Raw genomic sequence first — 25,283 nt, 5'->3', positions numbered from 1 at the left:
GCCATGAAGCTTAGAGAAATAGTAAAGGAGCTCGTCCGCCAATCATTGATACATCGGTGATGAGGGCTGTATACATACAACAACCTAAAAACACGATTGTATAGGGTATTAAGATACTGAGCAAGCGATATCTTATGAATTTTTTCTGCCTTTTAATATAAGGGAGGTTCCGGTCATGTATAAACAAAAAACCAAAGAGACGGACAGTAGTGTCATTGAGTTCATCGAAAACGTCGATAATTCGAAAAAACGTGAAGATGCCTACGAATTGTTGAATGTTTTTACCGAAACGACAGGTTATGAGGCAAAGATGTGGGGGCCTAGCATAATTGGGTTCGGAACCTATCATTATAAATATGAATCAGGTCACGAAGGCGATGCCCCACTGGTAGGTTTTTCACCTCGAAAAGCAAAAATCAGTTTATACTTTGCTCCAGGGGACAAAAAAAGAGAAGAATTGTTACAGGTATTTGGAAAACACACTTCCGGAAAAGCGTGTGTTTACATCAATAAAGTGGCAGATATCAATATTAATGTATTGAAAGAATTGATTGATCAATCTGTCAAGTTTTTGAGAGATACATACCCGGACAATGAAATATAATAAAATGTTTGTTTAAGAGGAACAAGAAAGCGAGTGGGATTGAAAATGAGAAAAATTAAAGTGGGCATAGTTGGGTACGGATTGTCAGGAGCTACTTTCCACGCGCCATTACTAAGTGTTTTAGAGCAGTTTCAAATAGTGAAAGTTGTGAGCTCCAATAAGGAAAAAGTCCAAAAAGATTTGAAAGATGTGGAAGTGGTAGGCAGCTTAGAGGAAATTCTTGAAGACCCGTCCATTGATTTGGCTGTTATTACGACACCGAGTGGTTTGCATTATGAAATGGCCAAGCAAAGCTTGTTAGCCGGGAAGCATGTCATCCTCGAAAAGCCGATGGTTGTGGAAGCTTGGGAGGCGAAGGAGCTCATCAAGATTGCCGAGGAAAAGAATCTGCTATTAAGCGTCTATCATAACCGGAGATGGGATAATGACTTTTTGACCGTGAAAAAACTTATGGATGATGGAGTGCTTGGGGAAATCAATACATACCAAGTCCATTATGATCGATACCGGCCTGTGGTCAGGGATAGATGGAGGGAAAAACCGGGCCCGGGATCAGGCATGCTTTATGATCTAGGATCACATCTCATCGATCAAGCACTTCATTTGTTTGGATTGCCGCAATTCGTTTCAGCAGATGTATTTTCCCAAAAAGAAAATGCAGAAACGGATGATTATTTCCATGTGATATTAGGATATGAAAAGCTGAGGGTTATCTTGCATTCGGGCTCAATCGTTCCGTATAATGGACCGCGGTATCAGGTGCATGGAAGTAAAGGATCATTTATCAAATACGGTCTTGATCGCCAAGAGGCTGATTTAAGTGAGGGGAAAAAACCAGTGGATGACTCTTGGGGTGCAGATGATCCCGAATTCTATGGTAAGCTGGTTACGGTTGAAGGAGCAAATGAGATACATGAAACCATTGAAACACTGCATGGTTCTTATTTAACGTATTACCAGGCAGTTGCCGATAGTATATTGAGCGGGAAAAAAGCTCCAGTCACTGCCCAAGAGGGGTTAGCGGTCATTAAAATCATTGATGCGGCTTTTGAAAGCAGTAAAGGAAAGAAAGCCATTTATATTAAATGAAATTAATTTCCCTTTATAACAATATGAAATGAGAAAACTGAATGATAAGCGGCCTTATTCTAAAAATAAGGTCGCTTTTTATTTTGGTGAAATAAAAGCTTCAACTTTAGGAAAGAATGGAGCAAATACTTGTAAATTGTAGAGGATGCGCATGAGTTGGAAGCGTTACTCGTGAATTAGAGCCATTTACTCGTGAATTTGGAGCAAATACTCGTGAAATTGACGCATTTACTCGTGAGTTTGAAGCAAATACTCGTGAATTCGAGTGTTACGCAAAAATATGAGAAGTTTCCGTATGAAATTGGGGCTAGTTCTCAAGAGATTGAAGTGTTACTCGTTATTAAACTGTTTTGGAGGATTTCAATTAAAAGAAGAAAAAAATAAAAAAATCATAATGAAAACCCCCGGATAGCGGATGCTACTCGGGGGGTTCGGTAAGGAATAAATTTTGAAATGCCATTTAAGCTCTAAGATAATGCTTTTGCATGAAGTGATCGCTTTTGCCAAGCCATAGTAATCATTAATGTAATGAATAAGAGGATAAGACCCAACATGAACGGATAGGTAATGTGGACATCATACATCATTCCCGCAAGTGTTGGTCCAAGGACATTTCCGATGCTCATATACGCATTATTCATACCCATTGCAAAACCTTGCTCATTCCCTGCCATCTTGGAAATCAGTGTGTTAAGAACTGGACGTAAGATGGAAGTGGAAAGGAAGATGATAAGTGAAATCAAAAAGAAAATCAGGTAATTTGATGCAAAAAGTGATAGGAGGAAACCGATGGCTGCAACACTGATAAAGATATTCAGCACATTCACTTCCCCGAAACGCTGTACGATCCGATCGACGACAAACAATTGAACTATTACACTGACGATACCGGTGGCTGTAACCATGACGGCGATGTCCTTAGGAGTCGAATTGAATTGATTATCAAGATAAAGACCAATTACAGATTCATAGGCCATTAAGCCAAAGCTCATTACAAGAGTTATGATGAGTGGGATGAAATAGGGCTTTTTCACGGATAAAGCAATCTTCCGAAGCATCGTTTCAGTTTTTGCATCCATGGATTGAGTAACCTGTGCCGTTTCGCTTTCTTTTAAAACAAAAATCGAAAATACGACTGCTGATAGGGATACCAGCGCAGAAATCAAAAAGGGAAACTTCAAGCCAAAGTCAGCTAAAAAACCTCCAATTCCTGGACCGACTACAATTCCCAGGGACATGGCGGCAGATACTAAACTATTGCCTTTAGCGCGTTGATCAAATGTGGTGATATCGGCAACATAAGCAAAAATTGCGGGTATAAGCAAAGCTGCCCCGATTCCGCCAATGATACGTGAAGCATATAATAACCAAATGGAATTGACTGCATAAAAAATGAACATGGATAATGTCAAACCGGCCAATCCATAAATAATCATTTTTCTGCGCCCGAATTGGTCAGTCCATTTTCCGGCAATTGGCGAAAAGATAAGTTGTGCACCTGCGAAAATGGCAATCATTAGGCCAGCGGCGGTTCCGCCTTGATTAATGGAGGCCAGGTATGCTGGTAAAATGGGAATGATGATCCCGAAACTCCCTATTGCGATAAACATATTGATCATGAGGATAATGATCTTTTTGCGTTGTTCTGCTGACATGGACAGCCTCTCTCTCTCTTTAAAAATCAATAACCAATTTAATTCGCATGGTTAATTTTTTGATACGTTAATTATGTTATAGTTTTAGATAGATAGTGTCAATAAGAAAGGATTGTCATACATGCATTCAAGTGAATTGTATAATTTACATCTAGAGATCAGGGAACTAAGCAGCCTATCACAGGAATTGGTGGAACCGTTACTGGTTAAATATGATTTAACTTCTGTACAGTATCGCGCATTGCAATTAATAGTCTTGAATGAATCCATAGCGGTTAAAGATGTTTCGAATCATTTGAAGATTAAACCTGCAGCAGGAACTGCACTAATTGATCGGCTTGAACGGAAGAAGTTGATTGAGAGGGTACACAGTGAGGATGATCGGCGGGTCGTTTTTATCCAATCCACCGAAAGTGGATGGAGTACCTATCATTCCATCAATAAGTGTTTTACCAAAACCTTTCGTGACTTTTATGGTGTACTAAATGAAGAGGAAACGGAACGACTCAAACAAATCGTTGGGAAACTTACCGAACATCTGTCGGCATGCATAGATAATAAAATATAATCTTCCTGACGTGTATAGTTTCCATTATAATAGAAAGAAGAACTATATTATTAAAGCAGTGAATTTCACTGTTTTTAGGAGATTAATTATCAGAATAATTAAAAATATTTGGATTTTTCATTTCAAAGCGGATAGGCCATTCAAAGATCTTTAAATGGAAATCCATTAAAGAAGATATGACGGCTGGAAAATGAATATGTATTAAAAGGATACGAAGTTTTTTCTCAGAATCCATCATGACGAACCAAGCAGGGTGCTGTATAGAGTGAATCTGGAAAGAAGGAGATGGTAAAAATGTTTTCCCCATTAACTCCAATTGATTGGAAGCGCAGGGCCGTAAAATATTATCCTCATAAAGTGGCAGTCATCGATGAAGAGAAAAAGTTTACATATAAGGAATTCGGGCAGCGAACAGATCAACTTTCCAAAGCTTTGTATTCTTCGGGAATTGAAAAAGGTGACCATATTGCAGTTATGTTGCCAAATACGCATTATATGCTGGAATGTTTTTATGGCATTTGTCAAATGGGAGCGATAATGGTTCCTTTGAATTATAGGCTTGCTGCAGAGGATTTGGAATATATCATCAAGCATAGCGATTCAAAAATGTTGATAGTCGATGAAGAATTCACCGCTCCGATCGAAAAGATCATTACTAAACTTTCCTTGGAAAAGATCATCATCGTGCCTGTTGAAGGATATGAAACCACTTTACCTGGAATAGATTATGAGAATTTCATTTTGCATTCAAATGATGATGGACTGCCGGAGGTTAAAATCGATGAAAATCAACTTTTGACTATAAATTACACGAGTGGAACGACTTCAAAACCAAAAGGGGTCATGCTAACTCATCGCGGGAATTACATGAACGCCGCTAATTTCATTTATCACCTAGGGGTGAAGCATGACGATGTATACTTACATACATTGCCAATGTTTCATGCTAATGGCTGGGGAGGGGTATGGTCGGTAACGGCTACTGGCGGGACCCATGTATGTTTAAGGAAAGTCGATCCCCCTATTATCCTCAAATTATTCGCCCGGCATAATATTACATTGTTATGTGGAGCGCCTACTGTCGTCAATATGCTGGTAAATGACCCTAAAGCAAAAGAAACAAATATCATAGTGCGTCCAAGGATGGCAACAGCAGGTGCTCCTCCAGCAGCAGCGCTTATACAAAAGGCACAAGAAATCCTTGGTTTGAATATGATCCACGTATATGGATTAACAGAAACTTCCCCATTCATCCTATATAACGAGTGGAAGGATGAGTTTGAAGCCAAATCTGCGGACGAACAAGCAATAATAAAGGCAAGACAAGGTATTGAATTGGTTTTTAATGGGGAAACGATGGTAGTCAATAAAGAAGGGAAAGAAGTCGCTTGGGATGGAAAGGAACTGGGGGAAATCATTACTCGCGGCAATGTTGTAATGGAAGGATATTATAAGGATCCGGAAAAGACGGCCGAAGCAATTAGGGGTGGCTGGTTTCATACCGGGGATCTGGCAGTTACCCATCCTGATGGATATATTGAGATACAGGACAGGGCTAAGGATTTAATCATTTCCGGCGGGGAAAATATTTCTTCAACAGAGGTAGAAGGGGTATTGTATAAACATCCAGATGTTTTGGAGGCTGCGGTCATTGCCATTCCAGACGATAAATGGGGAGAAACGCCTAAGGCAATCATTGTGCTGCAGCCCGATGCAAAAGTGACAGAAAATGAAATCATTACCTTTTGCCGCTCAAAAATGGCTCACTTTAAAGCACCGACAAAAGTTGAATTCGTAGAGTCTTTACCGAAAACGGCAACAGGTAAACTACAAAAATACCGATTGAGGGAAATCCATTGGAAAGGGTCGAAAAAGGTAAATTAACTGCTTTCATAGGAACGGGATATATATTAAGTGAATGTCGTAAAAAGGAAAATCAAATGAAGTATGGCAATTAACAAGACCAAGAATGCTTTTAAATAAGCATTCTTGGTTTTTATATTATGGAAAGCAACATTTCCACTGTAATATTAGGAGCAGGAAGGATTAATTAACGAGGGCTTGTAAATGAAAGATTTGACTTAGTGTAATATATATACGTTATTTTAGATAAACTTGGTTTTTTACCACTAGCATAGACAGATACATGATAAGCGTGTTTTCCGGAATAATATGCTGCTATTAAACTATTAGGACTGCCAGCAAGTGCTGATGCCAGTGCAGTAGCTACTCCTGCTGGTGCGGTTGGGCCACCCGCAAACACAAGAGTACTTACGATGCTTAACCATGTTGTTCCCTTTTGATGAGCCTTTACCATCTTTGCTAATTGGGTATTTGTTAGTTTAGCCGGATGAGCAATAGGTTTGCTCATTTCAATGATGCTTGCTGTTGGTTGTATTTGTATAACATCATCACTAATTAATTTGACTTCCACAATGGGGTTGACTGTTGATGAAAGTATTGTTTCATTTTTCTCTTCGGCCAATGTATTGGGGACATGTGAGAATACTAATAAACTGATTATTAGTATTGAAAATAAGGACTTTTTCTTCATTTTTAATACACTACCTTATATTTTTTGAAAATTTGGTATAATTTCATACTATATAACTATATGTAGGAGGTCAAGATAAATATGGAAACTAAGGAAAAAAGTTTTACAACAATAATAATTGTACTTATTTCTATATGTCTAGGTTTTATAATCAGGATGTCCTCAATAATAATAGCTGATCGAAGTTTATTTTCTATGTACAATATAGACCTATTAATTTTATTTATAGCGATAATTGGATTAATTATATGGTTGAATAAAAAGAAAAAAAGGATCTAATTATTCAGTTTGGAGACAAAAGGGGTTCTATAGCGAGTGTCTTGGAGGAACCGTTCAAACCCTTTAAACCCATTAGTCTTTATTCTGATTTAGAGTAAGTTTTTTAATAAAAGCATTATTTCCGGGATAATTAGAGTAGAAACTTTCATCAATGGATTTTGTGAATTCGTAAAAAAAAAGGCGGGGAGAAAAACAGATTGTTTTTCTTCCCGCCTTTTTTTTTTCATGGGTAGCATGAAAAATTTTAAAAAACCTAATGAGATTATATTATATGAAGAAACTAAGAAGCACAAAGAAAAAATAGCCTTGATCTTATAAAAATTCTGTAAATTTAAATCAAACATTATAACGTTATATTGATTAGTTCGACAAAATATGATAATCTATTTTTGTAAAGAGAAATTAATGAATTCTTATACAATTCAGTGTAACCGTATACAAAGTACTTTCAATCGATAGGATGTACCGAAAAGGATGAGGGAAATGACAGATACGTTAGTTCTGAAGAATGTAAAAATGGTAGAGGGAAAAGCAGCGGATATCATCCTGGAAAATGGGATGATTAAGGAAATTGCACGACCCGGAACTGCAACAGGAGATAAGATAATAGATTATGATCAAAAAGTTTTTGTTTCGAGCGGTTGGATTGATATGCATGTACATGCTTTCCCGGAATTTGATCCTTATGGTGATGAGGTTGATGAGATTGGATATAAAACTGGTGTAACAACGGTCATAGATGCGGGAAGCACGGGGGCAGATAGGATAACCGATCTGGTTAGAAGTTGTGAAAATTCCAAAACGAATGTTTTCGCCTTTCTGAATATTTCGCGGATTGGATTGGAAAGGGTTGATGAGTTATCGGATATTTCATGGCTGGACGAAGGAGAATTAATGAAGGCAATTTCCAAGTACGGGGATTTTGTCGTTGGACTTAAAGCGAGAATAAGTAAAAGTGTAGTTGGTCCAAATGGTGTCGAGCCATTAAAAATCGCTAGGAAGTTCTCGGCTGAAACGGGTTTACCATTAATGGTTCATATCGGTTCAGGGCCGCCTGATATTAAGGAAGTCCTTCAATTACTTGAGGAAAAGGACATTATTACTCATTTTCTAAATGGTAAAGCGAATAATTTATTTGATGAAAGAGAAGAGCCGCTGCCTGAGTTGATTAAGGCGATTGAACGTGGTGTACATTTGGATGTAGGTCATGGAACGGCAAGCTTTTCTTTTAAAACTGCAGAAATGGCTAAAAAGCAGGGAATCGGCTTCAATACGATCAGTACGGATATATATCGGAAAAACAGAGAGAATGGGCCAGTTTTTAATATGGCAAATGTGCTTACAAAATTTTTGTACCTCGGTTATCCATTAAAAGAAGTAATAGATGCGGTTACGGTCAATGCAGCAGCTTGGTTGAATAAACCAGAGCTTGGAAGGATTTCAGCTGGGGATATTGCGAACCTGACTTTATTCTCGATCGAGAATGAGCCGGCCCTTTTATTGGATTCCGAAGGCGAAAAAAGGATGGCAGAAAAAAGAGTTGTTGTAAAAGGAGTGGTTATAAATGGAGAATTCATTGAATGCTAAATACGGTTTGAAAAGAGTCATCAATGCAAGCGGAAGAATGAGCATATTGGGAGTCTCTGCCCCAACTGACACAGTGATGGACGCGATGAAAAAAGGTGGGCAAAATTATGTTGAAATTTCTGATTTAGTCGATAAGTCAGGCCAGCATATAGCGAATTTGCTTCATTCTGAAGCAGCTGTGGTCGTAAACTCAGCATCAAGCGGAATTGCGCTTTCAGTAGCGGCAATCGTTACTGAAGGAAACAGAAGGAAAAGCGAAAGGCTTCATCAAGATCGTATTCAAAAGAATGAAATCATCATGCTGAAAGGCCATAACGTTCAATATGGTGCACCGGTTGAAACCATGATTTATCTTGGCGGCGGAAAATTGGTTGAAGTTGGATATGCAAATGAAGGGAAAGCAGAACATATTGCGGAGGCCATAAATGAAAATACTTCCGCTATTTTATATGTGAAATCGCATCATGCTGTCCAGAAAAATATGATATCGGTCGAAGAGGCATGGGAAGTGGCCAAAACGAATAATATCCCTCTGATTGTCGATGCAGCAGCGGAAGAAGATTTGGAAAAATATATACAATTCTCCGACCTGGCGATTTATAGTGGTTCAAAAGCCATTGAAGGACCCACATCCGGTATCGTTGCTGGCAGAAAAAAATATATCGAATGGGTAAAGGTTCAATTGCACTGTATAGGAAGGAGCATGAAGGTTGGAAAGGAAACGACCTTTGGTTTGCTTCAGGCATTGGATGAGTATTTTGTCAAGACGGATAATAGCGAAAAAGAAAAAGCTAGTTTACAAGTTCTCACATCACTTGACTCGATTGAGGGCGTAAAAGTAACGATAGTTCAGGATGAAGCCGGACGTGCCATATATAGAGCACGTATTTCCATAAATCCTTTGATAACGGAAACGACTGCGAAAGAAGTGAACGAGCAGCTCAAAAATGGGGATATCGCCATTTATACACGGGATTATGGGATACGGCAAGGCTTTTTCGATATAGATCCGCGTCCATTGCAAGGTGATGATATAAATGTCATTGAATCACGATTAAGAACCATATTAGGAGGAAAACAAGGATGACAAACATAAACAAACGGTTATTGAATGATCGTGTAGCCTTAAATGTACTTGCAAATAGTGTGGAAAATGCAGTGGAAGTCTTTGAAGCAGCTGAAGGACATGTTTTGGTTGGTGTACTCTCAAAGGATTATCCAACTGTCGAAGCTGGTGTTACAGCAATGAAAGAATACGGGAAAGCCATTGATGAGGCTGTTTCAATTGGATTGGGCGCAGGCGATAATAGACAGGCTGCAGTTGTCGCAGAAATAGCAAAATACTATCCAGGCAGTCATATTAACCAGGTTTTTCCGGCTGTTGGTGCTACGAGGGCCAATTTAGGCGAGAAGGATAGCTGGATAAATTCACTTGTTTCTCCAACTGGGAAAGTCGGTTATGTGAATATCTCCACTGGTCCAGTAAGTGCAGGCGCAAGTGAAACTGCCATTGTGCCAATCAAAGCTGCCATTGCGCTCGTTCGCGATATGGGAGGAAATGCTTTGAAATATTTCCCTATGAAAGGGCTGAAGCATGAAGATGAATATCGTGCTGTAGCAAAAGCTTGTGGTGAAGAGGGATTTGCTTTGGAACCAACAGGTGGAATCGACTTAAATAATTTCGAGACTATATTAGAAATTGCATTAGAAGCAAAAGTGCCTAAAGTCATTCCCCACGTATATTCTTCCATCATTGATGAAGCGACTGGTAAAACGAATGGGGAGGATGTACGGAAATTATTGGCCATGACGAAAAAATTGGTTGAAAAATATGCCTAAAAGAATTGTGGCATTCGGGGAAGTAATGATGCGTTTGCAGGTACCAGGGCATGAATTGCTATCACAGGCTAACACGCTGCAATACTCCTTTTCAGGCACGGGAGTAAATGTGGCTTCTGCGATGACAAAACTTGGACATGATGGGTATCTGGTGACAATGTTACCGGATAACCCCCTTGGTGATTCAGCAATTTCAGCTTTGCAGGGCTTAGGAATCGGCAGGAACTACATCTTTAGAGGCGGCAAATACATGGGGATGTACTTTTTGGAAAATGGATTTGGACAGCGGGCGAGCCGTGTCACATATTCCAATCGACTGGAAAGCAGTTTTAATACAGCCACCTTATCCGATTATGATATGGATATGATTTCGGAAAAGACGGATATCATCCATTTTTGCGGAATCACGCTTGCAATGGCGGAAAATGTACGGGAAAGCATGAAGGTGCTGGCAAGAAAAGTCAAAGAAAAGGGCGGTACAGTCTGTTTCGACTGCAATTACCGACCTTCCTTATGGGAGGGTGGTTACGCTGACGCAAAGCCTCATTATGAAGAAATGCTTTCTTTGGCTGATATCGTCATGATGAATGAAAAAGACGCCCTTTATATTTTAGGAATGAAGTCAGAAGGCTCCACAAGGGAAGAACAGCTTGTTGAGTTGATACCTGAAGTGGCCAAGCGATTCAAAATTCAATCGATAGCGGGGACACATCGTTCGATCAACAGTGATAATAGCCATACGTTGAGGGGGTATATATACAAAGAAGAAACATTTTACTTTTCCGATATCCTATCATTTTCCGTATATGATAGAATAGGTTCAGGCGATGCTTACACCAGCGGAATCTTACATGGCGAATTGCTAGGATATTCCCCTGAAAAGACAGTGCGATTTGCTGCTGTATCAGGAATGCTGGCATGTACTGTCGTTGGAGATACTCCTTTGGCAACAGAAAAGGAGATACTCTCGGCAATGGAAGGTAAAATGGAAGATATTAAAAGATAAGGCAGGAGATTAGGAATGAATGTGAACAGGAAAAATGGACCGATGTATTTACAGATAAAAGAAATATTAAAGGATCGTATTTTACATGGGGTTTATGCCATCGACACAAACATTCCCTCCGAGCCTCTTTTGGAAGAAGAATTTAACGTAAGTAAGGTTACTGTCCGTAATGCAATCAAAGAACTCGTGCAAGAGGGGTATGTTGAAAAGAAAAGCGGCAAAGGCACTAGAGTCATAGCTAATGGTTCGATTGTCAAACTTTCCAAAGGGAAACGTTTCACAGAGCTGTTGGTGGAGGAAGGGCACTCCATTTTAAAAAAGGTGTTAAACATAAGTCAGATTGACCTTTCTTCAGACTCTAAGCTGCATTCTTTATTTGGTGCCCGTTGCATAAGTATCGAACGGATATATTTATTGGACAATGAACCTTATATTTACTTTACACATTATATTTCACTTGATTTAAACCTAGAAGAGATAAAAGCGGTCCAAATCAATTCTTTGTACCGCTTTTTGGAAGAGCAAAACGTCAAACTTGAAACATTCAGAGATGAGTTTGCCGTTGCTATCGCTCCGGATCACATTTGCGAAACACTGAAAATCGAAAAGAATAGTCCAGTACTAAAGAGGATTAGGATTTCCAGTGATGGGGACGGAAATGTTACGGAATACAGTGAAGGATATTACAACACGGCTAAACAGAACTACATTGTGACATATAACGAGCCGGTACAATAATCCCATTTATTGTATTGGTTTGAATGTAAGCGATTTCTTGGGAATGGGGAGAATATATGGAACTATATTTATTAGGAATCACGCTGATAGCAATCGTAATCGTCATTTTGGGGGTATCATTGTGGAAATGGCATGCGTTCATCAGCCTGACTGTTGCCAGTTTATTTTTAGCGATTTTTTCCGGATTGCCAATGGACAAGATCGTTGGAGCTTATGAAACGGGTGTCGGAGCGGTCCTTGGGCACCTTATTGGAATATTGGCCTTAGGGACCATCCTGGGAAAGATGATGTCCGACTCTGGAGCTGGAATGCAGGTTGCTGACTTTTTCATTAATAAATTCGGTGTGAAAAACCTGCCATGGGCCATGCTTTTATCTGGTTTCATCATCGGCATTCCGGTATTTTTCGAGGTTGGTTTAGTAATATTGCTTCCTTTGGTCATTTCCATTCGTAAATCAACCAAAGTGAACATCTTGTTAATTGGCATTCCAGTACTTGCTGGTTTATCGATCGTACATGGGCTGGTGCCTCCGCATCCTGGAGCCATGACAGCTATTGGAATTTATAATGCTAACATGGGTCAGGTACTTCTGTACTCATTGATCATCGCATTCCCAACGGCTGTAATTGCGGGACCGCTATTCGCAAAATGGATTCATAAGCGGGTTATTCCTGTTGGAGAACCGGAATTGATCCGTGTCGAAACAAAGTCAAGTGGATTACCCGGCACTGGAGTATCGTTCTTCATCATCCTTTTGCCAGTATTGTTGATGGTTTTAACTGTAGTGGCGCCTTATCTGCCGCTAGCGGGTTCGATTGAAAAATTCTTATTGTTTATCGGAAGTCCAGTGATCGCCCTATTAATCTCCTGTTTTGCAGCTTACTATTTCTTGGGCTACAGACAGGGAATGGACAAATCACTAATTAAAAAGTTGACGGAAGAATGCTTATTGCCATTAGCATCCATAATTCTAATTATCGGTGCTGGCGGAGGGTTCAAGCAAATTTTAATTGATAGTGGCGTAGGAACTGCAATCGCTTCCATGTCTGAAGAAATTTCTTTATCACCGATCGTTCTTGCATTCCTTGTGGCCGGATTGATTCGGATTGCCACAGGTTCTGCAACCGTCGCTTTGACCACGGCAGCAGGGATCGTTTCACCGGTCGTTGCCAATATGACGGGTGTTAATCTAGAATTGCTCGTAATTGCCACGGGAGCAGGCTCACTCATGTTCTCCCATGTTAATGACGCCGGTTTCTGGTTAGTAAAAGAATACATGGGACTAACCGTTAAAGAAACTTTCAAAACTTGGACAGTGATGGAAACATTACTTTCCTTCGTTGCATTCGGTTTGGTTTTAATTTTCGATATATTCATTTAATTAAAATGAAATTCTGCAATGTCTGATTTGTAACATTTACCTCCGTGAACTGTCTTGGGGTGACAGATCACGGAGGTTTTTATTTATTTATGAACAAACTGGGGGGAATGACCGGCTGTATTTTTTATGGATTGGTCGTTGCGGAATAAAACAGAAACAAAATTCATCCACAATCGGTAGTAGTTAGTCTAGTGACAAGGGTGTAGCTTCATCCAGGAGACGTTTGTTTGGCTCCTCGAAGATATAAGTCCTGACAGAGACTTCTATATTGCAAGATTGACAGCTTCCCGTTTACATATTCATTCTGAATATAGTCCAATAAATCATTGGCATGGTTAGGCTTTTGACGTTTTTCCTGAATATAATGGAGAATTAAAACTTCTATATTCACACACTCACCTTACTTGACAAGTATTTTTTTCCATAAATAATATAACATGGGCATTCAAAAAAATATCATTTTTTGAATATTTTAACTATCGACATATTAATACAAATAAAGGAGTGATTCGGGGTAACCGGTGGGAAATTTTATCGGAAAATCCAAAAAATTAGCGATGTTATTTCGACTTACTTTTAAGTCGGCACAAGAAAAACCCCTGATAATTCAAGGGTTGGAGGTATAAAACTGATTTTACAAGGACTTCATGCTTGTATCTTTTGTACATGTATAGGTGATAAGCGCAGTTCAGCGGATTCTCTCTTAATGGAGAATAAATAAGCTGCCAAGCCTAAGAGGGCTGTAAAAATCAGCATGGCGATCGATGAACTGAAGTCCCCGCCAGACAAGTCACGAAGCCATCCCATGATATAGCTCGAAAAGCCGCCCATGATATTCGTGAATCCAATTAGACCTGCGGCTCGTCCTGCCGTTTCAGGTGTTGAGTATTTTACCATGAGCATATTGCTTAGGTGGAACACACCGCCTTGACATCCCATTGCCAATCCCATACATAGTCCGGCCAAAATAGGGTTGGGGATGAAGACTGCTACAGTCAAAAAGACAGCCGTCAATGAAAATAGAATCGTGGCCATCAAACTTGGACGTCTGGTTTTGTCAGCCAGAAAACCGCATGCCAAGACAAATCCTAAAGCGAATAGCCAGGAAAGTGAAGTAATGCTCGACATTCCTTCCTTTTCGAATCCTTTTGCTTCAATGAGATATGTAGGAAGCCAAATGCTGATTCCGAAAAATAAGAAGGAGCATACGAGCATGCCGAACCAAACGATCCAGAAACGATAATCTTGGGCGAAACTTTTCTTATTCTCTGAATGGGCGGTTTCTTTTATTTCATCATCCGTTTGGCGAATGAATGCCAATTCATCTTTACTTATACGGGGGTGTTCTTCTGGTGTATTCCTCGTCATTAAGATGAACATCGGGATATTTATAAATAAGTTGAAAGCTGCAAGCATAAAGAAAGCTGCTTGCCAGTGAAGTAAAGATATCACAAGCACCAAAACAACGGCTCCCATTGCCGGTCCTAAATAGTTTCCGGTAAGCCAAGATGCCTGGGCCCTCCCCAGTTCGCGTTTATTAAACCAGTTAGAAATGAGCTTTCCGGAAACCGGAATCATCATCCCTTCACCAAAACCAAGAATGATCCTGCTAATTAAAAATATTTCATATGAATTTGCCAGTCCTGACATAATCATCGTGATTGTCCAAACGAATAAACCGGCGATGGCTGTTTTTCGGGCACCTAATTTATCAATGATGAAGCCCCAAAAAAGATTTGAAACTCCATAAGCAATGGTGAATACAAAAGATAGAAGACCGATCTTTGCATTTTTGTCAGCACCTGTCATACCGAGTGCATGCAAGAATTCTGGATCTGTTTGAATGATGGAAATGCCAACCTTATCAATTTGTCCGAAAAACCAAAAGAAAAAAATTGGTACGGCAATATACAACCATCTTTTTTGCCCATTTAACATAATACCATCTCCCTATCGCTTTTTAACATTCCTTAAAACGCTTACATTTGAGAATAAGTGTTTTAAAGTTATCCCTTTAGAAAGGTACTGGTTCGTTTTGATTTTTCCCGCCTTTCTTTAAAATTTTGATAGAAAAAAGAAACAGAAGTGTTTTGTAAGGAAAACAAAGTTTTACTTTCTTAACGATAAATTAAAATAATTTGATTGTCAATTTAATATTTTGACTATTTTATATTTTTAGATTATAAGCGCTTTCGGTTATAAATCGAACTTTGTTTCATCCTATTGAGTAGATGGGAGCTCTATCAACCAGGACTTTAAATGGAAGTAATACTGATTCTTTGTGTCCAAAAAACAAATTATTTACAAATTATTAAAGATTCTGACTTGTTGATATTGAATTTAAAATCAGGAAAATCTATAATTCATTTATATTGTTTTGTATATGAAATGCTTAATACGGAAAATTTCGCGATTTGACAGAGAATATCGATGTATGAAAATTCTTTATTTGTTTTTACTGCTGTAATTGGTTATATTTGGTCATATAACAACGAGCTTTTCTATTGAAACGTCAATTATGCTAGGCCTTCCAAATAGTTTTATATATGTAAATATGCTTTAATTGACACATAAACACTATTCTATTTATACATGAAGAGTTAAGGATTGTAAGGTAGTAATGGTTGCCAATTTGCGGTACTGATTCTTTAACAGGAATAGGGATAATGAATAGCGCTCGAAGACACCAGCTAGGTTAAAAGTTCCCGGCTTTTACTAGCCGTTTTCCGGAAGCGCTGAAAGCATTGAGTATATCTGATATGACTCATAGACCAGCTGTTGTTAGCATGAAAGAAAGTAAACGGAAACTTCTGAATTGATTACAATCCATCGAAATATGATTGGAAGAACTTGCAAAGTAAAGGCCGGTGCGCGCTACTTGCGCCAAAGTACCTTTCTAGTTAAGGAAGCAAAAGAAAATAGGCAACCATTGAAGTATGCATCATAAACATTCACCAAAAGAACAATCAGAAAAAAATGGATATATATGTTGCAAGTTCTTCTTTCTAGGTATGAAGAAAGCTTTACTGAACGGGTTATAGTCAGGGAAAATGAGATTTATTCACAACGGGGGGAATACTTGAATGGCAAGCGAAGAAAAAGAGAAAGAGAAATATAGTGCTAATTCATTGGTTAGGGGCTTGGAAATCATTAATCTCTTTAATGAAGTGCAGCCGAGCTTGTCTCTTTCAGAAATAGCAAAACAACTGGGAGTAAGCAGAACAGTACCATATCGTTTATTATTCACATTACAAAATATTGGTTACTTGTCTCAGGATGAACATACCAAACGTTATAGTTTAACTCCTAAAGTTCTTGAATTGGGGTTCAGCTATTTGAATAGCTTGAAATTCCAGGAAATTGTCCAACCTTATATGGAGACCTTGCGTGATGAAATCGGAGCCTCCTGCCATCTGTCCATTTTGGATGGACAGGAAGTTGTTTATGTTGGAAGTGCCCCGATCAGAGGTGTATCCGCTGTCAATGTGAACATAGGCTTGCGGCTGCCGGCACATGCTTTGGCCAATGGAAAATTACTTTTGGCATATCAACCGAAAGAATTGCTCATGCAAATGTTCAAAATATCGAACCTTACTCCTTATACAGACAAAACTCTCACCGCGCCTGGTGAATTTCAAAAACAGCTGGATTCGATTCGGCAAAATGGTTATTCGATGACAAGCGGGGAATTCCACCCTGGCATCCGTTCGGTTGCCGCCCCGATTTTTGATAGGACTGGGAAAGTATTGGCTGCCTTGAATGTCGTAGCAACAGAGTCTGCTTATCAAGAGGATTTCATCGATAAAATTGCCTTGCCGAAACTGTTGGAAGTTTCTCGTCAGTTATCCGTTTATATGGGATACAGCGGGGTTAAGCCTTATCAACACGAAGATGTCTGAACGATTTAAAATCGATTAATAAGTGAATAGTCTCTTTCGAAAGTGTGGATCTCCCATTAGGGAAATCCACACTTTTTTGTGTTAAGAAAAGCAAATCGTTACAAGTTTATCCCATAGTGATGAACGTTCGGATTATAAAAATAGTTTTAAATATTCTAAAAACTCATTGACAATGAAGCGTTTTCATTTTAGACTTAATTCATAGACAAAACAATGTTTTGCTTATGAAACATAATTCGGTTTAGAAACAACAAAAAAGGGAGGAATTTTAAAATGACAAAAGAAACTTTCTCAGTGAAGGATTTTGAAAAAAAATATGTTGCCCGATTGAAAGACCGTACTCTTGATTGGAATGTCTTGAAGTTCCAAGAAGAAATTGATCCCGCTTATAGACGCGCACAGATGAGATATATCGGACGTGGTGCCACTGCCAATAACGATACGAATGTAATTGCAGGTGAACATTTCACTTTAAGTACGATGGTGCTTCCTCCGGGATGTATCGGTCCTTTGCATCTTCATGACGATGTTGAAGAAGTGTTTTTCATTCTTGAGGGTGAAGTCACGGCATTAATTCAAGAGGACAGCTACAGTGAAGTGCATGAAATTAAATTAAGTGCGAGAGACTGCATAAGCAGCCCGCCGGGGGTTTATCGGGGAATTAGGAATGACGGGGATGTAGAGGCGCGCATGCTAGTGATGCTTGGGGCAGTGAAGCCTAACTTACCGACATACCCTGAAGGCAGTGAACTGGAAGAACTACGTAAACAACGCTCTAAAGAAAGAGAAGCCATCATTAAAGATTGATCATTTAGCCGAAAGGGCACCTGCATTATGAAAATTAATGAGGCGCCCTTTTCGATTAGATTGTTAAATATGGCCAATGCGAATGATCAAAAGGGCAATCTAAATTATGGGAGGTATAAAAAATGCTTGGGATTACTCATTTACGGCATATAAGCATGATTACTCCGAATTTCGACGATCAAGCAGAGTTTTATGAAAAGGTTTGGGGTCTGGATAGGGTGGATGTTCCGGAAGAGGAGAATACGGTTTATTTCCGGGGGGCTGGACCGGAACATCATATTCTTAGCCTTCACAAGGGAGAAAAACGAGGATTGCACCATATAGCTTTTGGCATGGTCGATAAAAATGCGGTGGACCGTGCAGCAGGGATATTACAATCGAAGGGCGTTCGAATTATTGAACCGCCTGGATATTTGGATGAAGCAGGTGCCGGTTATGGCCTGCGGTTTATTGATCCAGAAAACCGCGTGATCGAGCTTTCGGCTTGGGTGGAAGTGCAAACGTCTATTTGGAGCAAGAAAAATGTTGATCCAGTGAAATTGAATCATGTTGTAATGAACACGAAGAACTTAGATATGATCGTTGAGTTTTATACGGATGTACTTGGTTTTAAAGTCACTGATTGGAGTGAGCATCAAATGTCATTCCTCCGGTGCAACAGAAAGCATCACTCCATCGCCTTCAATCAAGATGAGCATGCGTCAGTCAATCATATCGCATACGAAGTCGATTCCGTGGATGAATTGATGCGAGGAATAAGCAATGTCCGAAAAGCGGGCTTGTCAGAACTTTGGGGACCTGGACGTCATGGGCCGGGGGACAATATTTTCTGTTATTTTCAAGACCCAGGCGGTTTTGTAATGGAGTATACATGTTATCTGGAAACGATCGAAGATGAATCTGAGTGGAGAGCACGTGTATGGAAACGGGTTCCGCATTTAATGGATCAGTGGGGGATTGCAGGACCGCCGAAACCTGAAGCGCGCAAAGCAATGGGAGGAGATCCCGATCCAGGCTGGGTTGATTCTCATATAAGTGGTTCATTCATGGCGAAAAAATGAGGAGGAGTTTGATTTCCTCCCATGATTCTTGCGCTAGTTAGCATCTTGTTGATTAAAGGACAGCATTTGAGGAAAATGGCTTTGAAAAGGAGTGAAGAGAGTGGATTTAGGATTGCAAGGAAAAGTGGCTGTCATTATGGGCGGCACGTCGGGCGTGGGATTAAAAACAGCAGAAATGTTTTTAGCTGAAGGAGCGAAAGTGGCTATTTGCGGCAGAAGTGCTGAGCGTATGGAAAGTGCACAAAGTCAATTGCTCTCATTTGGTGAAAAGGAAGATATTTTTGCATCAACGTGTGATGTCACCTCAAAATCGGATGTGGATTCTTTCATTAATGGTACCGCTGAGAGGTTTGGCGGAATCGATATTTTGGTGAATGCAGCCGGTCAAAGCGTGATGGGTCACTTTTTTGACATAACGGATGAGCAGTGGGAAGAACAGATTCAGTTAAAGTTCTTTGCCATCATATATGCCGTTCGTGCTTCGCATCCTCATTTAGTGAAAAGGGGAGGAGGACGGATCATTAATATTAATGCAACGCTTGCCAAAGAACCTGAACGTCATATGGTAGCGACAGCAGCAGCAAGGGCTGGCCTCCTTAATTTAAGCAAAACCTTGTCCCAGGAATTGGCCTTTGACAATATATTGGTGAATTCAGTAAGTCTTGGATTGATCCGGACCGATCAATGGGAGCGAAGAAGGTTGAAAAATGCGCCTGATATGGACCCTGAAGAGTATTACGGGGACCTAGCGAAAAAACGGAATATCCCTCTCGGCCGCGTAGGGGAAGCGGAAGAAGTGGCCAGTGTCATTGTTTTCCTTGCTTCAGACAAAGCAAGTTATGTAGCGGGTTCGACGATTGAGACGGCAGGAGCGATCGGAAAGGCACTATAAATATATTACTGAAAAAGGTAGGATAATGCGATGAAAATACAAGAAGAAATAGAGTTTACGACCGCCGATTCCATCGTAAAGGAGCTTGTTCAAGCAGGTGTGGAAGCTGCTTTCGGGATTGTCAGCATTCACAATATGCCCATCTATGATGCAATTCTTAGGGAAGGGAGCATCAAACTCATTTGTTCACGCGGTGAGAGCGGTGCTGTAAATATGGCTGATGGATATGCACGCGCCACCGGGAAATTGGGTGTAGTGATTACCAGTACTGGAACAGGGGCAGGAAATGCAGCTGGTTCTCTAGTGGAAGCTTGGGCAGCTGGTGTCCCCCTTCTTCATCTAACAGGTGAGGTGGCTTCTTCTTATCTTGGTACAGGCAAAGGATACATACATGAGTGTAAAGACCAGCTTTCAATGATGAGCGGAGCATGTAAAAATGCAGTGAGGCTTAGAAACCCTGACCAAACCGCAGCAGTAGTAAGGAAGGCAATCCAAGAAGCTTTAACTGCACCAACGGGTCCGGTTACATTGGAAATTCCAATTGACTATCAATCGGTGATCATAGAAGATCTTTCACTCGAAGGGCTACGAACTTCGCCCTCAGAAACAAATTCAATGCCAATTATTCCTGAACTAGCCGTTCAAAAAATGGTAAGCGCAAGCCGTCCTGTCATATGGGCCGGTGGTGGGGTAATCAGTGCCAATGCTTCGCAAGAGCTGCAAAAATTGGCGGAAATCCTTGGTGCAGCGGTTATAACCAGTCAGTCAGGAAAAGGATCGATTCCAGAAAACCATGAACAATGCATCGGACATTTTGCGGCATATGAAACTACAAAAGAGTTTTTAAGAAATGCAGATTTATTGATCAGCGTAGGTGTAAGGTTTAGGGGGAATGAAACATCCAACTGGAAAGTGCCGGTGCCACAAGAACATATAGCGATCGATGCGGATTGGCAGGCCATTAACCGGAACTATAAAGCCACGTTAGGTTTGGTTGGCGATGCAAAAGATATGCTTGCCGCCATCATTCAAAAGCTTGAAGAACATTCAGTTCATGCAGAGCCATCTTATTTACAAGAAGTTCTTTCACTTAGAAATGAAGTGCGCGCTCAACTCAGGGAAACGCTTGGACCGTATGAGCAATTTGTAGATGGCATGAGGGAGATATTACCAGATGATACCATTCTAGTTCGTGATGTGACCGTACAGGCAAATGTTTGGGGTAGCCGTTTATTTGAAATCTATGAACCGAGAACATCGATTCATGCATCAGGCGGCGGAATCGGTCAAGGTCTTCCAACGGCAATCGGTGTCCAAATGGGATGTCAAGATAAAACCGTCGTTCTTATGGCTGGAGATGGTGGGTTTATGGTGAACGTCGGGGAAATGGTTACGGCAGCCGAAGAAAACTTACCAGTTATCATCGTATTGTTCGATGACTCAGGCTATGGAGTTCTTCGCAATATTCAAACAGCGGCATATGGTCGGCAGGTAGCTGTGGACTTATTGAGCCCTGATTTTGTGAAACTGGCTGAGTCCATGCATTTTGATGCAGTGCGTATTGGTTCTGGAGATGAGTTCATATCCGAACTGAAAAAGGCTAAGGAAAGACGTAAACCTTCAATGATCGTCGTTGATATGGAAGCTGTGGGGCCAATGGCCAAACCATTTGGCGGACCACCGGGAGCTGCGGAAGCATTCAAGCCCAAAAAACTATAAGGAGGATTGAGAATGATTTCGACATACCCATTTGTTTCAGGAAAATATCTAGTTAATGGAGAATGGATAGAATTACCGGAAAAAGTCGATGTTGTAAATCCGGCAAATACATCGGAAGTAGTTGGCCAGGTGGCAAAATGCTCTGAAGAAATCGTGAATGGTGCTATTGAAGCGGCAGAAAATGCTTTTGAAACGTGGTCTCGCTCTGATATCGGGGAACGGGCAAACAGGATGAACACTGCGGCAGAAGAACTATCAAAAGTTATCGAGGAAAATGTTACCGTGTTTGTACGTGAGAATGGCAAAACACTTGTTGAAGCTAAAAAGGATTTACTGCGCTGTGTTGAAGTAATGAAGGGCTGTGCAGCAGAGTTACTTGATTGGTGGAAGCCTGAAGTGCTTCCAGGAAAACAAAAAGTCCAAATCCGAAGAAGGGCAAGAGGTGTCACGGCAATAATCACACCGTGGAATTCTCCGATGATATTAACATTTAAAAGGGTCATACCTGCTGTTTTGGCAGGCAATGCCGTTGTCGTAAAACCTGCAACGAATTGTCCTTTAACGATCATGACCTGTTTAAAAGTAGTTGCTGAACATTTTCCTCCAGGAGTCATCAATATAGTCTCAGGATCAGGAAAAGCAATCGGCGACACATTATGTTCCGATTCACGCGTAAGGACATTGGCTTTTGTCGGAAGTACGGAAACCGGGAAAGATATCATGCAGAAATCAGCTGGAAATCTGCAAAAAGTATATATGGAACTTGGCGGCAATGATCCTGCCATCATTTTGGAAGATGCCAATATGGATGAAGCGGCTATCAAACGTTTGAGGATGGGGATTTTACGAGCGGCGGGTCAGGTTTGTTCTGCTGTAAAAAGAGTGTACGTCCAAGAATCACGATATGATGAAGTTGTGGAGAAGCTGACCAAAGAGTTCAGCCGGATGGTGATCGGTGATGGAATTCAGCCTGATGTAACCATGGGTCCATTGAATAATAAAGCACAATATGACTTTGTGAATGGCTTGATCGAACGCACCGCTAAGTCAGGGGGAAATATAATCACAACCGGCATCCAGCTGAATCCGGAAACTTGGGATAAAGGTTATTATATGCTTCCTTCCATTATTACTGGCGTCGATCAGCAGAGCGAATTGGTTCGAGTGGAACAATTCGGACCGATCATTCCAATTTTACCTTTCAATGATATCGATGAAGCTGTAAAATTAGCGAATGATAGTGAGTTTGCGCTGCGTGCATCTGTTTGGACCGAGAATGAAGATATCGCTGTCGAAATGGCAGATCGCCTTGAAGCTGGTGCGGTATTCCATAATAATCATACCGTTTTCAGTGACTTGGCCCTGGACTTCCCTGGCTTAAAAGAAAGCGGTGTTTCGCGGGAAACAAGACATTGCGGGTTGGAATTCTTTGCGGACTCATACGGGTTTGCTGATTGAGGAAGGATGAAACTACATGAAGTTAGGTTTAATCGGGTGCGGTAATATCGGAAAATTTCTGCTACAGGCCATTAATAACGACGGGCTTCTTCCAGGTGGAAGAATCGTTGCGATTTATGCCCGCCGTGAAGAAGTTTCGGCACAATTAGCTGAAGAATTCAAGACACAGCCATATCGTGATGTCGACGAACTTCTTAAATCCGATATAGATTTAGTCATAGAGGCTGCAACGATAGAAGCAGCTGAAGAGTATGCATTGAAAGTGCTTAAAAGCGGGAAGGATCTCTTGCTAAGCAGCATTGGCGTGATGGCGAATTCCGCCTTTGAAGAACAATCAAACCAGATTTGTAAATTGAATAACGTGAATATTCTCCTTCCGTCTGGTGCTATTGGAGGTCTAGATGTACTTAAATCGGCAAAAGCGGTGAATGGCCTTGAATCTGTTTGCATCACCACAAGAAAACCGCCAAACGCATTGCCGGCAGGGTCTTCAGTTACAGAAGAAACGGTATTATTTGAAGGAACTGCTGCAGAAGCGATCAAGCAGTTTCCGAGAAACATCAATGTTGCGATTGTGCTGTCTATGGCTGGTCTTGGATCAGAAAAGACGAAAGTGAAAATCATTGCCGATCCAAATGTGTTAAAAAACAATCACCTGATAGAAGCGTCAGGTTCGTTCGGGAAACTGAAACTGGAAGTGGAAAATGATCCGATGCCAAATAATCCGAAAACGAGTTATCTAGCGGCATTAAGCGTTTTGGCGACTCTGCAAAACAAGGAAAAAAGCGTTCAGATCGGGTAATGCATAATGATGTAAAGCTTGGAAGGGAGAGAAAAAGTATGCTTAAAACTGAAAAATCCTTAGAAGAAATGTCGAAACAGCAAGTTGTTGACTATTTGAACGAAACGGTTAAACCAGAGGAAGGCGTTATACCTGCATACCTCCTTGGAGACCCAAAGGTTTATGATATAGAACATGAAAAAGTGTTTTTGAAAACATGGGTTTTTATCGGCCATGATTCTGAAGTACCGAACAAAGGAGACTTCATGACCCGTGAACTTGCTGGCTACTCGCTCATCATTACTCGTGATGCTGAAGGGGAAATCAGGGCGTTTTATAATATGTGCACCCATCGCGGAATGAAATTATGCCGTGCAGATAAAGGGAACAAGTCATTATTTACTTGCCCCTACCATGGGTTTAATTTTAAAAACACTGGTGAACTCGTAGGAGTGCCATTACAAAAGGATATATATGGGGGTAACCTTGACCGTTCGGAAATGGGCCTTCACAAAGTAAAGCTTGAATCCTATAAAGGTCTTTTATTTGGAACCTGGAATGAAGATGCAGAGCCGCTTGAAGAGTTTCTTGGAGACATTAAATGGTATTTGGATATCCTTGTAGGACGAGCAGAAATGGAAGTAATCGGAGTTCCGCAAAGATTCGTTGTTAATTCAAACTGGAAAGTTGGTTCCGATAACTTTGTTGGTGATTCCTATCACACGATGGTCACACACGGATCCATTGCCAAACTGGGCATGGTGCCCAATGCTACCTATTCAAAGCGCGGTTTTCAAATCCATACGGATAACGGGCATGGACTAAACTTAGGGACTCCTAATCCTGACTTCGCTTTCCCGGAAGAATTGAAAGATGAATTTAAAACTAATTTGTCTGAAGAACAATATGGAGTGTTATCAAACTTAAAGAATATGATTGGGAATGTCTTCCCTAACTTATCATTTTTAATATCCCATACAAAAATCAAAGACCAATTCATCTCCAACACTTCAATAAGGATGTGGCGGCCAATCGGTCACAATAAAATGGAAGTGATTGCTTGGATGCTCGTGGAAAAGAACGCCTCCCAAGATTGGAAAGATAGATCAAGAGATTCATTTATCTTGACCTTTAGCCCATCCGGTATTTTCGAACAGGATGATACGGAAGTTTTTACTGATATCACTGAAGCAGCCCAAGGACCAATGCCTTTCCTAAAGAACCTAACCTACAATTATACAATGGGTCTTCATCGTGAACCAGTTGATTTTATAGGTCCTGGTGTTGCTTACGATGATAAATTCACTGAAGCGAGCCAAAGGAATTTTTACAAGTACTGGCTTGAATTGATGACGAAATGATAAA

22 protein-coding genes are annotated in these 25,283 nt (G+C 40.5%); 18 read left to right on the top strand and 4 right to left on the bottom strand.

Translation table 11 applies throughout. The features are described 5' to 3' along the window. Positions 1-175 precede the first annotated feature (175 nt). Positions 176-604 carry a DUF1801 domain-containing protein gene (locus ACFX4H_RS16495; RefSeq protein WP_241635851.1) on the top strand — a complete coding sequence of 143 codons (429 nt, stop codon included), beginning with the start codon at positions 176-178 and terminating at the stop codon, positions 602-604. 45 nt (positions 605-649) lie between these two features. After that, positions 650-1,693 (top strand): oxidoreductase, encoded by a 1,044-nt coding sequence (locus ACFX4H_RS16490; RefSeq protein ID WP_377435871.1) that lies wholly within the window; start codon positions 650-652, stop codon positions 1,691-1,693. Positions 1,694-2,160: 467 nt separating this feature from the next. On the opposite strand, the gene ACFX4H_RS16485 is transcribed toward ACFX4H_RS16490, so the two are convergent. Continuing rightward, positions 2,161-3,348 (bottom strand): MFS transporter, encoded by a 1,188-nt coding sequence (locus ACFX4H_RS16485; protein WP_377435870.1) that lies wholly within the window; start codon positions 3,346-3,348, stop codon positions 2,161-2,163. A gap of 121 nt (positions 3,349-3,469) precedes the next feature. Here ACFX4H_RS16485 and ACFX4H_RS16480 point away from each other — a divergent pair, with 121 nt between their 5' ends. Beyond that, the gene (locus ACFX4H_RS16480; RefSeq protein WP_063591267.1) at positions 3,470-3,916 is read left to right on the top strand and encodes a MarR family winged helix-turn-helix transcriptional regulator; all 447 of its coding nucleotides are present in this window, start codon (positions 3,470-3,472) and stop codon (positions 3,914-3,916) included. Between the two features lie 294 nt (positions 3,917-4,210). Further along, positions 4,211-5,800: a long-chain-fatty-acid--CoA ligase gene (locus ACFX4H_RS16475; RefSeq protein WP_377435869.1), complete on the top strand. Its 1,590-nt coding sequence runs from the start codon at positions 4,211-4,213 to the stop codon at positions 5,798-5,800. Between the two features lie 166 nt (positions 5,801-5,966). Here the strand turns inward: ACFX4H_RS16475 and ACFX4H_RS16470 are convergent, their stop codons facing one another. Next, positions 5,967-6,470, bottom strand: a complete 504-nt coding sequence (locus ACFX4H_RS16470) for a hypothetical protein (RefSeq protein ID WP_377435868.1) — start codon at positions 6,468-6,470, stop codon at positions 5,967-5,969. Positions 6,471-7,232: 762 nt separating this feature from the next. On the opposite strand from ACFX4H_RS16470, the gene ACFX4H_RS16465 reads away from it, so the two are divergent. The 6 genes from ACFX4H_RS16465 to ACFX4H_RS16440 are packed head-to-tail and all read left to right on the top strand — an operon-like array spanning position 7,233 to position 13,301. Continuing rightward, positions 7,233-8,336: an amidohydrolase/deacetylase family metallohydrolase gene (locus ACFX4H_RS16465; RefSeq protein WP_249599247.1), complete on the top strand. Its 1,104-nt coding sequence runs from the start codon at positions 7,233-7,235 to the stop codon at positions 8,334-8,336. Next, the gene (locus ACFX4H_RS16460) at positions 8,314-9,423 is read left to right on the top strand and encodes a DgaE family pyridoxal phosphate-dependent ammonia lyase (RefSeq protein ID WP_377435867.1); all 1,110 of its coding nucleotides are present in this window, start codon (positions 8,314-8,316) and stop codon (positions 9,421-9,423) included. The genes ACFX4H_RS16465 and ACFX4H_RS16460 overlap by 23 nt, the downstream gene beginning before the upstream one ends. Beyond that, entirely contained in the window at positions 9,420-10,175 is a 756-nt protein-coding gene (gene dagF / locus ACFX4H_RS16455; RefSeq protein ID WP_063591264.1) for a 2-dehydro-3-deoxy-phosphogluconate aldolase, read from the top strand. Before ACFX4H_RS16460 ends, dagF begins: the two co-directional genes overlap by 4 nt. After that, positions 10,168-11,181: a sugar kinase gene (locus tag ACFX4H_RS16450; protein WP_241635865.1), complete on the top strand. Its 1,014-nt coding sequence runs from the start codon at positions 10,168-10,170 to the stop codon at positions 11,179-11,181. Before dagF ends, ACFX4H_RS16450 begins: the two co-directional genes overlap by 8 nt. Before the next feature lie 15 nt (positions 11,182-11,196). Beyond that, positions 11,197-11,919, top strand: a complete 723-nt coding sequence (locus ACFX4H_RS16445) for a GntR family transcriptional regulator (protein WP_377435866.1) — start codon at positions 11,197-11,199, stop codon at positions 11,917-11,919. 56 nt (positions 11,920-11,975) lie between these two features. Beyond that, positions 11,976-13,301: a GntT/GntP/DsdX family permease gene (locus ACFX4H_RS16440; RefSeq protein ID WP_377435865.1), complete on the top strand. Its 1,326-nt coding sequence runs from the start codon at positions 11,976-11,978 to the stop codon at positions 13,299-13,301. A 208-nt stretch (positions 13,302-13,509) separates the two neighbouring features. Here ACFX4H_RS16440 and yppF read toward each other — a convergent pair whose 3' ends face one another. Continuing rightward, positions 13,510-13,692 (bottom strand): YppF family protein, encoded by a 183-nt coding sequence (gene yppF / locus ACFX4H_RS16435; RefSeq protein WP_055348417.1) that lies wholly within the window; start codon positions 13,690-13,692, stop codon positions 13,510-13,512. Between the two features lie 254 nt (positions 13,693-13,946). Then, entirely contained in the window at positions 13,947-15,239 is a 1,293-nt protein-coding gene (locus ACFX4H_RS16430) for an MFS transporter (protein ID WP_063591262.1), read from the bottom strand. 1,145 nt (positions 15,240-16,384) lie between these two features. Between ACFX4H_RS16430 and ACFX4H_RS16425 the strand changes: the two genes are divergently transcribed. The 8 genes from ACFX4H_RS16425 (at position 16,385) to ACFX4H_RS16390 (ending at position 25,279) form a co-directional block, all read left to right on the top strand. Continuing rightward, positions 16,385-17,200, top strand: coding sequence for an IclR family transcriptional regulator (locus ACFX4H_RS16425; protein WP_377435864.1), 816 nt, complete (start codon positions 16,385-16,387; stop codon positions 17,198-17,200). Positions 17,201-17,473: 273 nt separating this feature from the next. Beyond that, on the top strand, positions 17,474-18,007 hold the full coding sequence (locus tag ACFX4H_RS16420) for a cupin domain-containing protein (protein ID WP_034312308.1): 534 nt from the start codon (positions 17,474-17,476) through the stop codon (positions 18,005-18,007). A gap of 122 nt (positions 18,008-18,129) precedes the next feature. Beyond that, positions 18,130-19,068 (top strand): VOC family protein, encoded by a 939-nt coding sequence (locus ACFX4H_RS16415; protein ID WP_377435863.1) that lies wholly within the window; start codon positions 18,130-18,132, stop codon positions 19,066-19,068. A gap of 100 nt (positions 19,069-19,168) precedes the next feature. After that, the gene (locus tag ACFX4H_RS16410; protein ID WP_034312305.1) at positions 19,169-19,960 is read left to right on the top strand and encodes an SDR family oxidoreductase; all 792 of its coding nucleotides are present in this window, start codon (positions 19,169-19,171) and stop codon (positions 19,958-19,960) included. 30 nt (positions 19,961-19,990) lie between these two features. Beyond that, positions 19,991-21,679 carry a thiamine pyrophosphate-binding protein gene (locus tag ACFX4H_RS16405; RefSeq protein WP_377435862.1) on the top strand — a complete coding sequence of 563 codons (1,689 nt, stop codon included), beginning with the start codon at positions 19,991-19,993 and terminating at the stop codon, positions 21,677-21,679. Between the two features lie 12 nt (positions 21,680-21,691). Continuing rightward, a complete protein-coding gene (locus tag ACFX4H_RS16400) occupies positions 21,692-23,137 on the top strand; it encodes an aldehyde dehydrogenase family protein (protein ID WP_034312301.1) in 1,446 nt (481 codons plus the stop codon). Between the two features lie 16 nt (positions 23,138-23,153). Continuing rightward, entirely contained in the window at positions 23,154-23,939 is a 786-nt protein-coding gene (gene nadX, locus ACFX4H_RS16395) for an aspartate dehydrogenase (protein ID WP_377435861.1), read from the top strand. Positions 23,940-23,977: 38 nt separating this feature from the next. Further along, complete coding sequence (locus ACFX4H_RS16390; RefSeq protein WP_034312297.1) at positions 23,978-25,279, top strand: aromatic ring-hydroxylating oxygenase subunit alpha; 1,302 nt, start codon at positions 23,978-23,980, stop codon at positions 25,277-25,279. Positions 25,280-25,283: the final 4 nt, after the last annotated feature.

Source organism: Peribacillus sp. YIM B13477 (assembly GCF_042787955.1).
In the GTDB taxonomy this organism is placed as follows: Bacteria; Bacillota; Bacilli; order Bacillales; family DSM-1321; genus Peribacillus; species Peribacillus frigoritolerans.
Note: the sequence above shows the minus strand (reverse complement) of the source record. Positions and strands in the feature narration are given on the sequence as shown.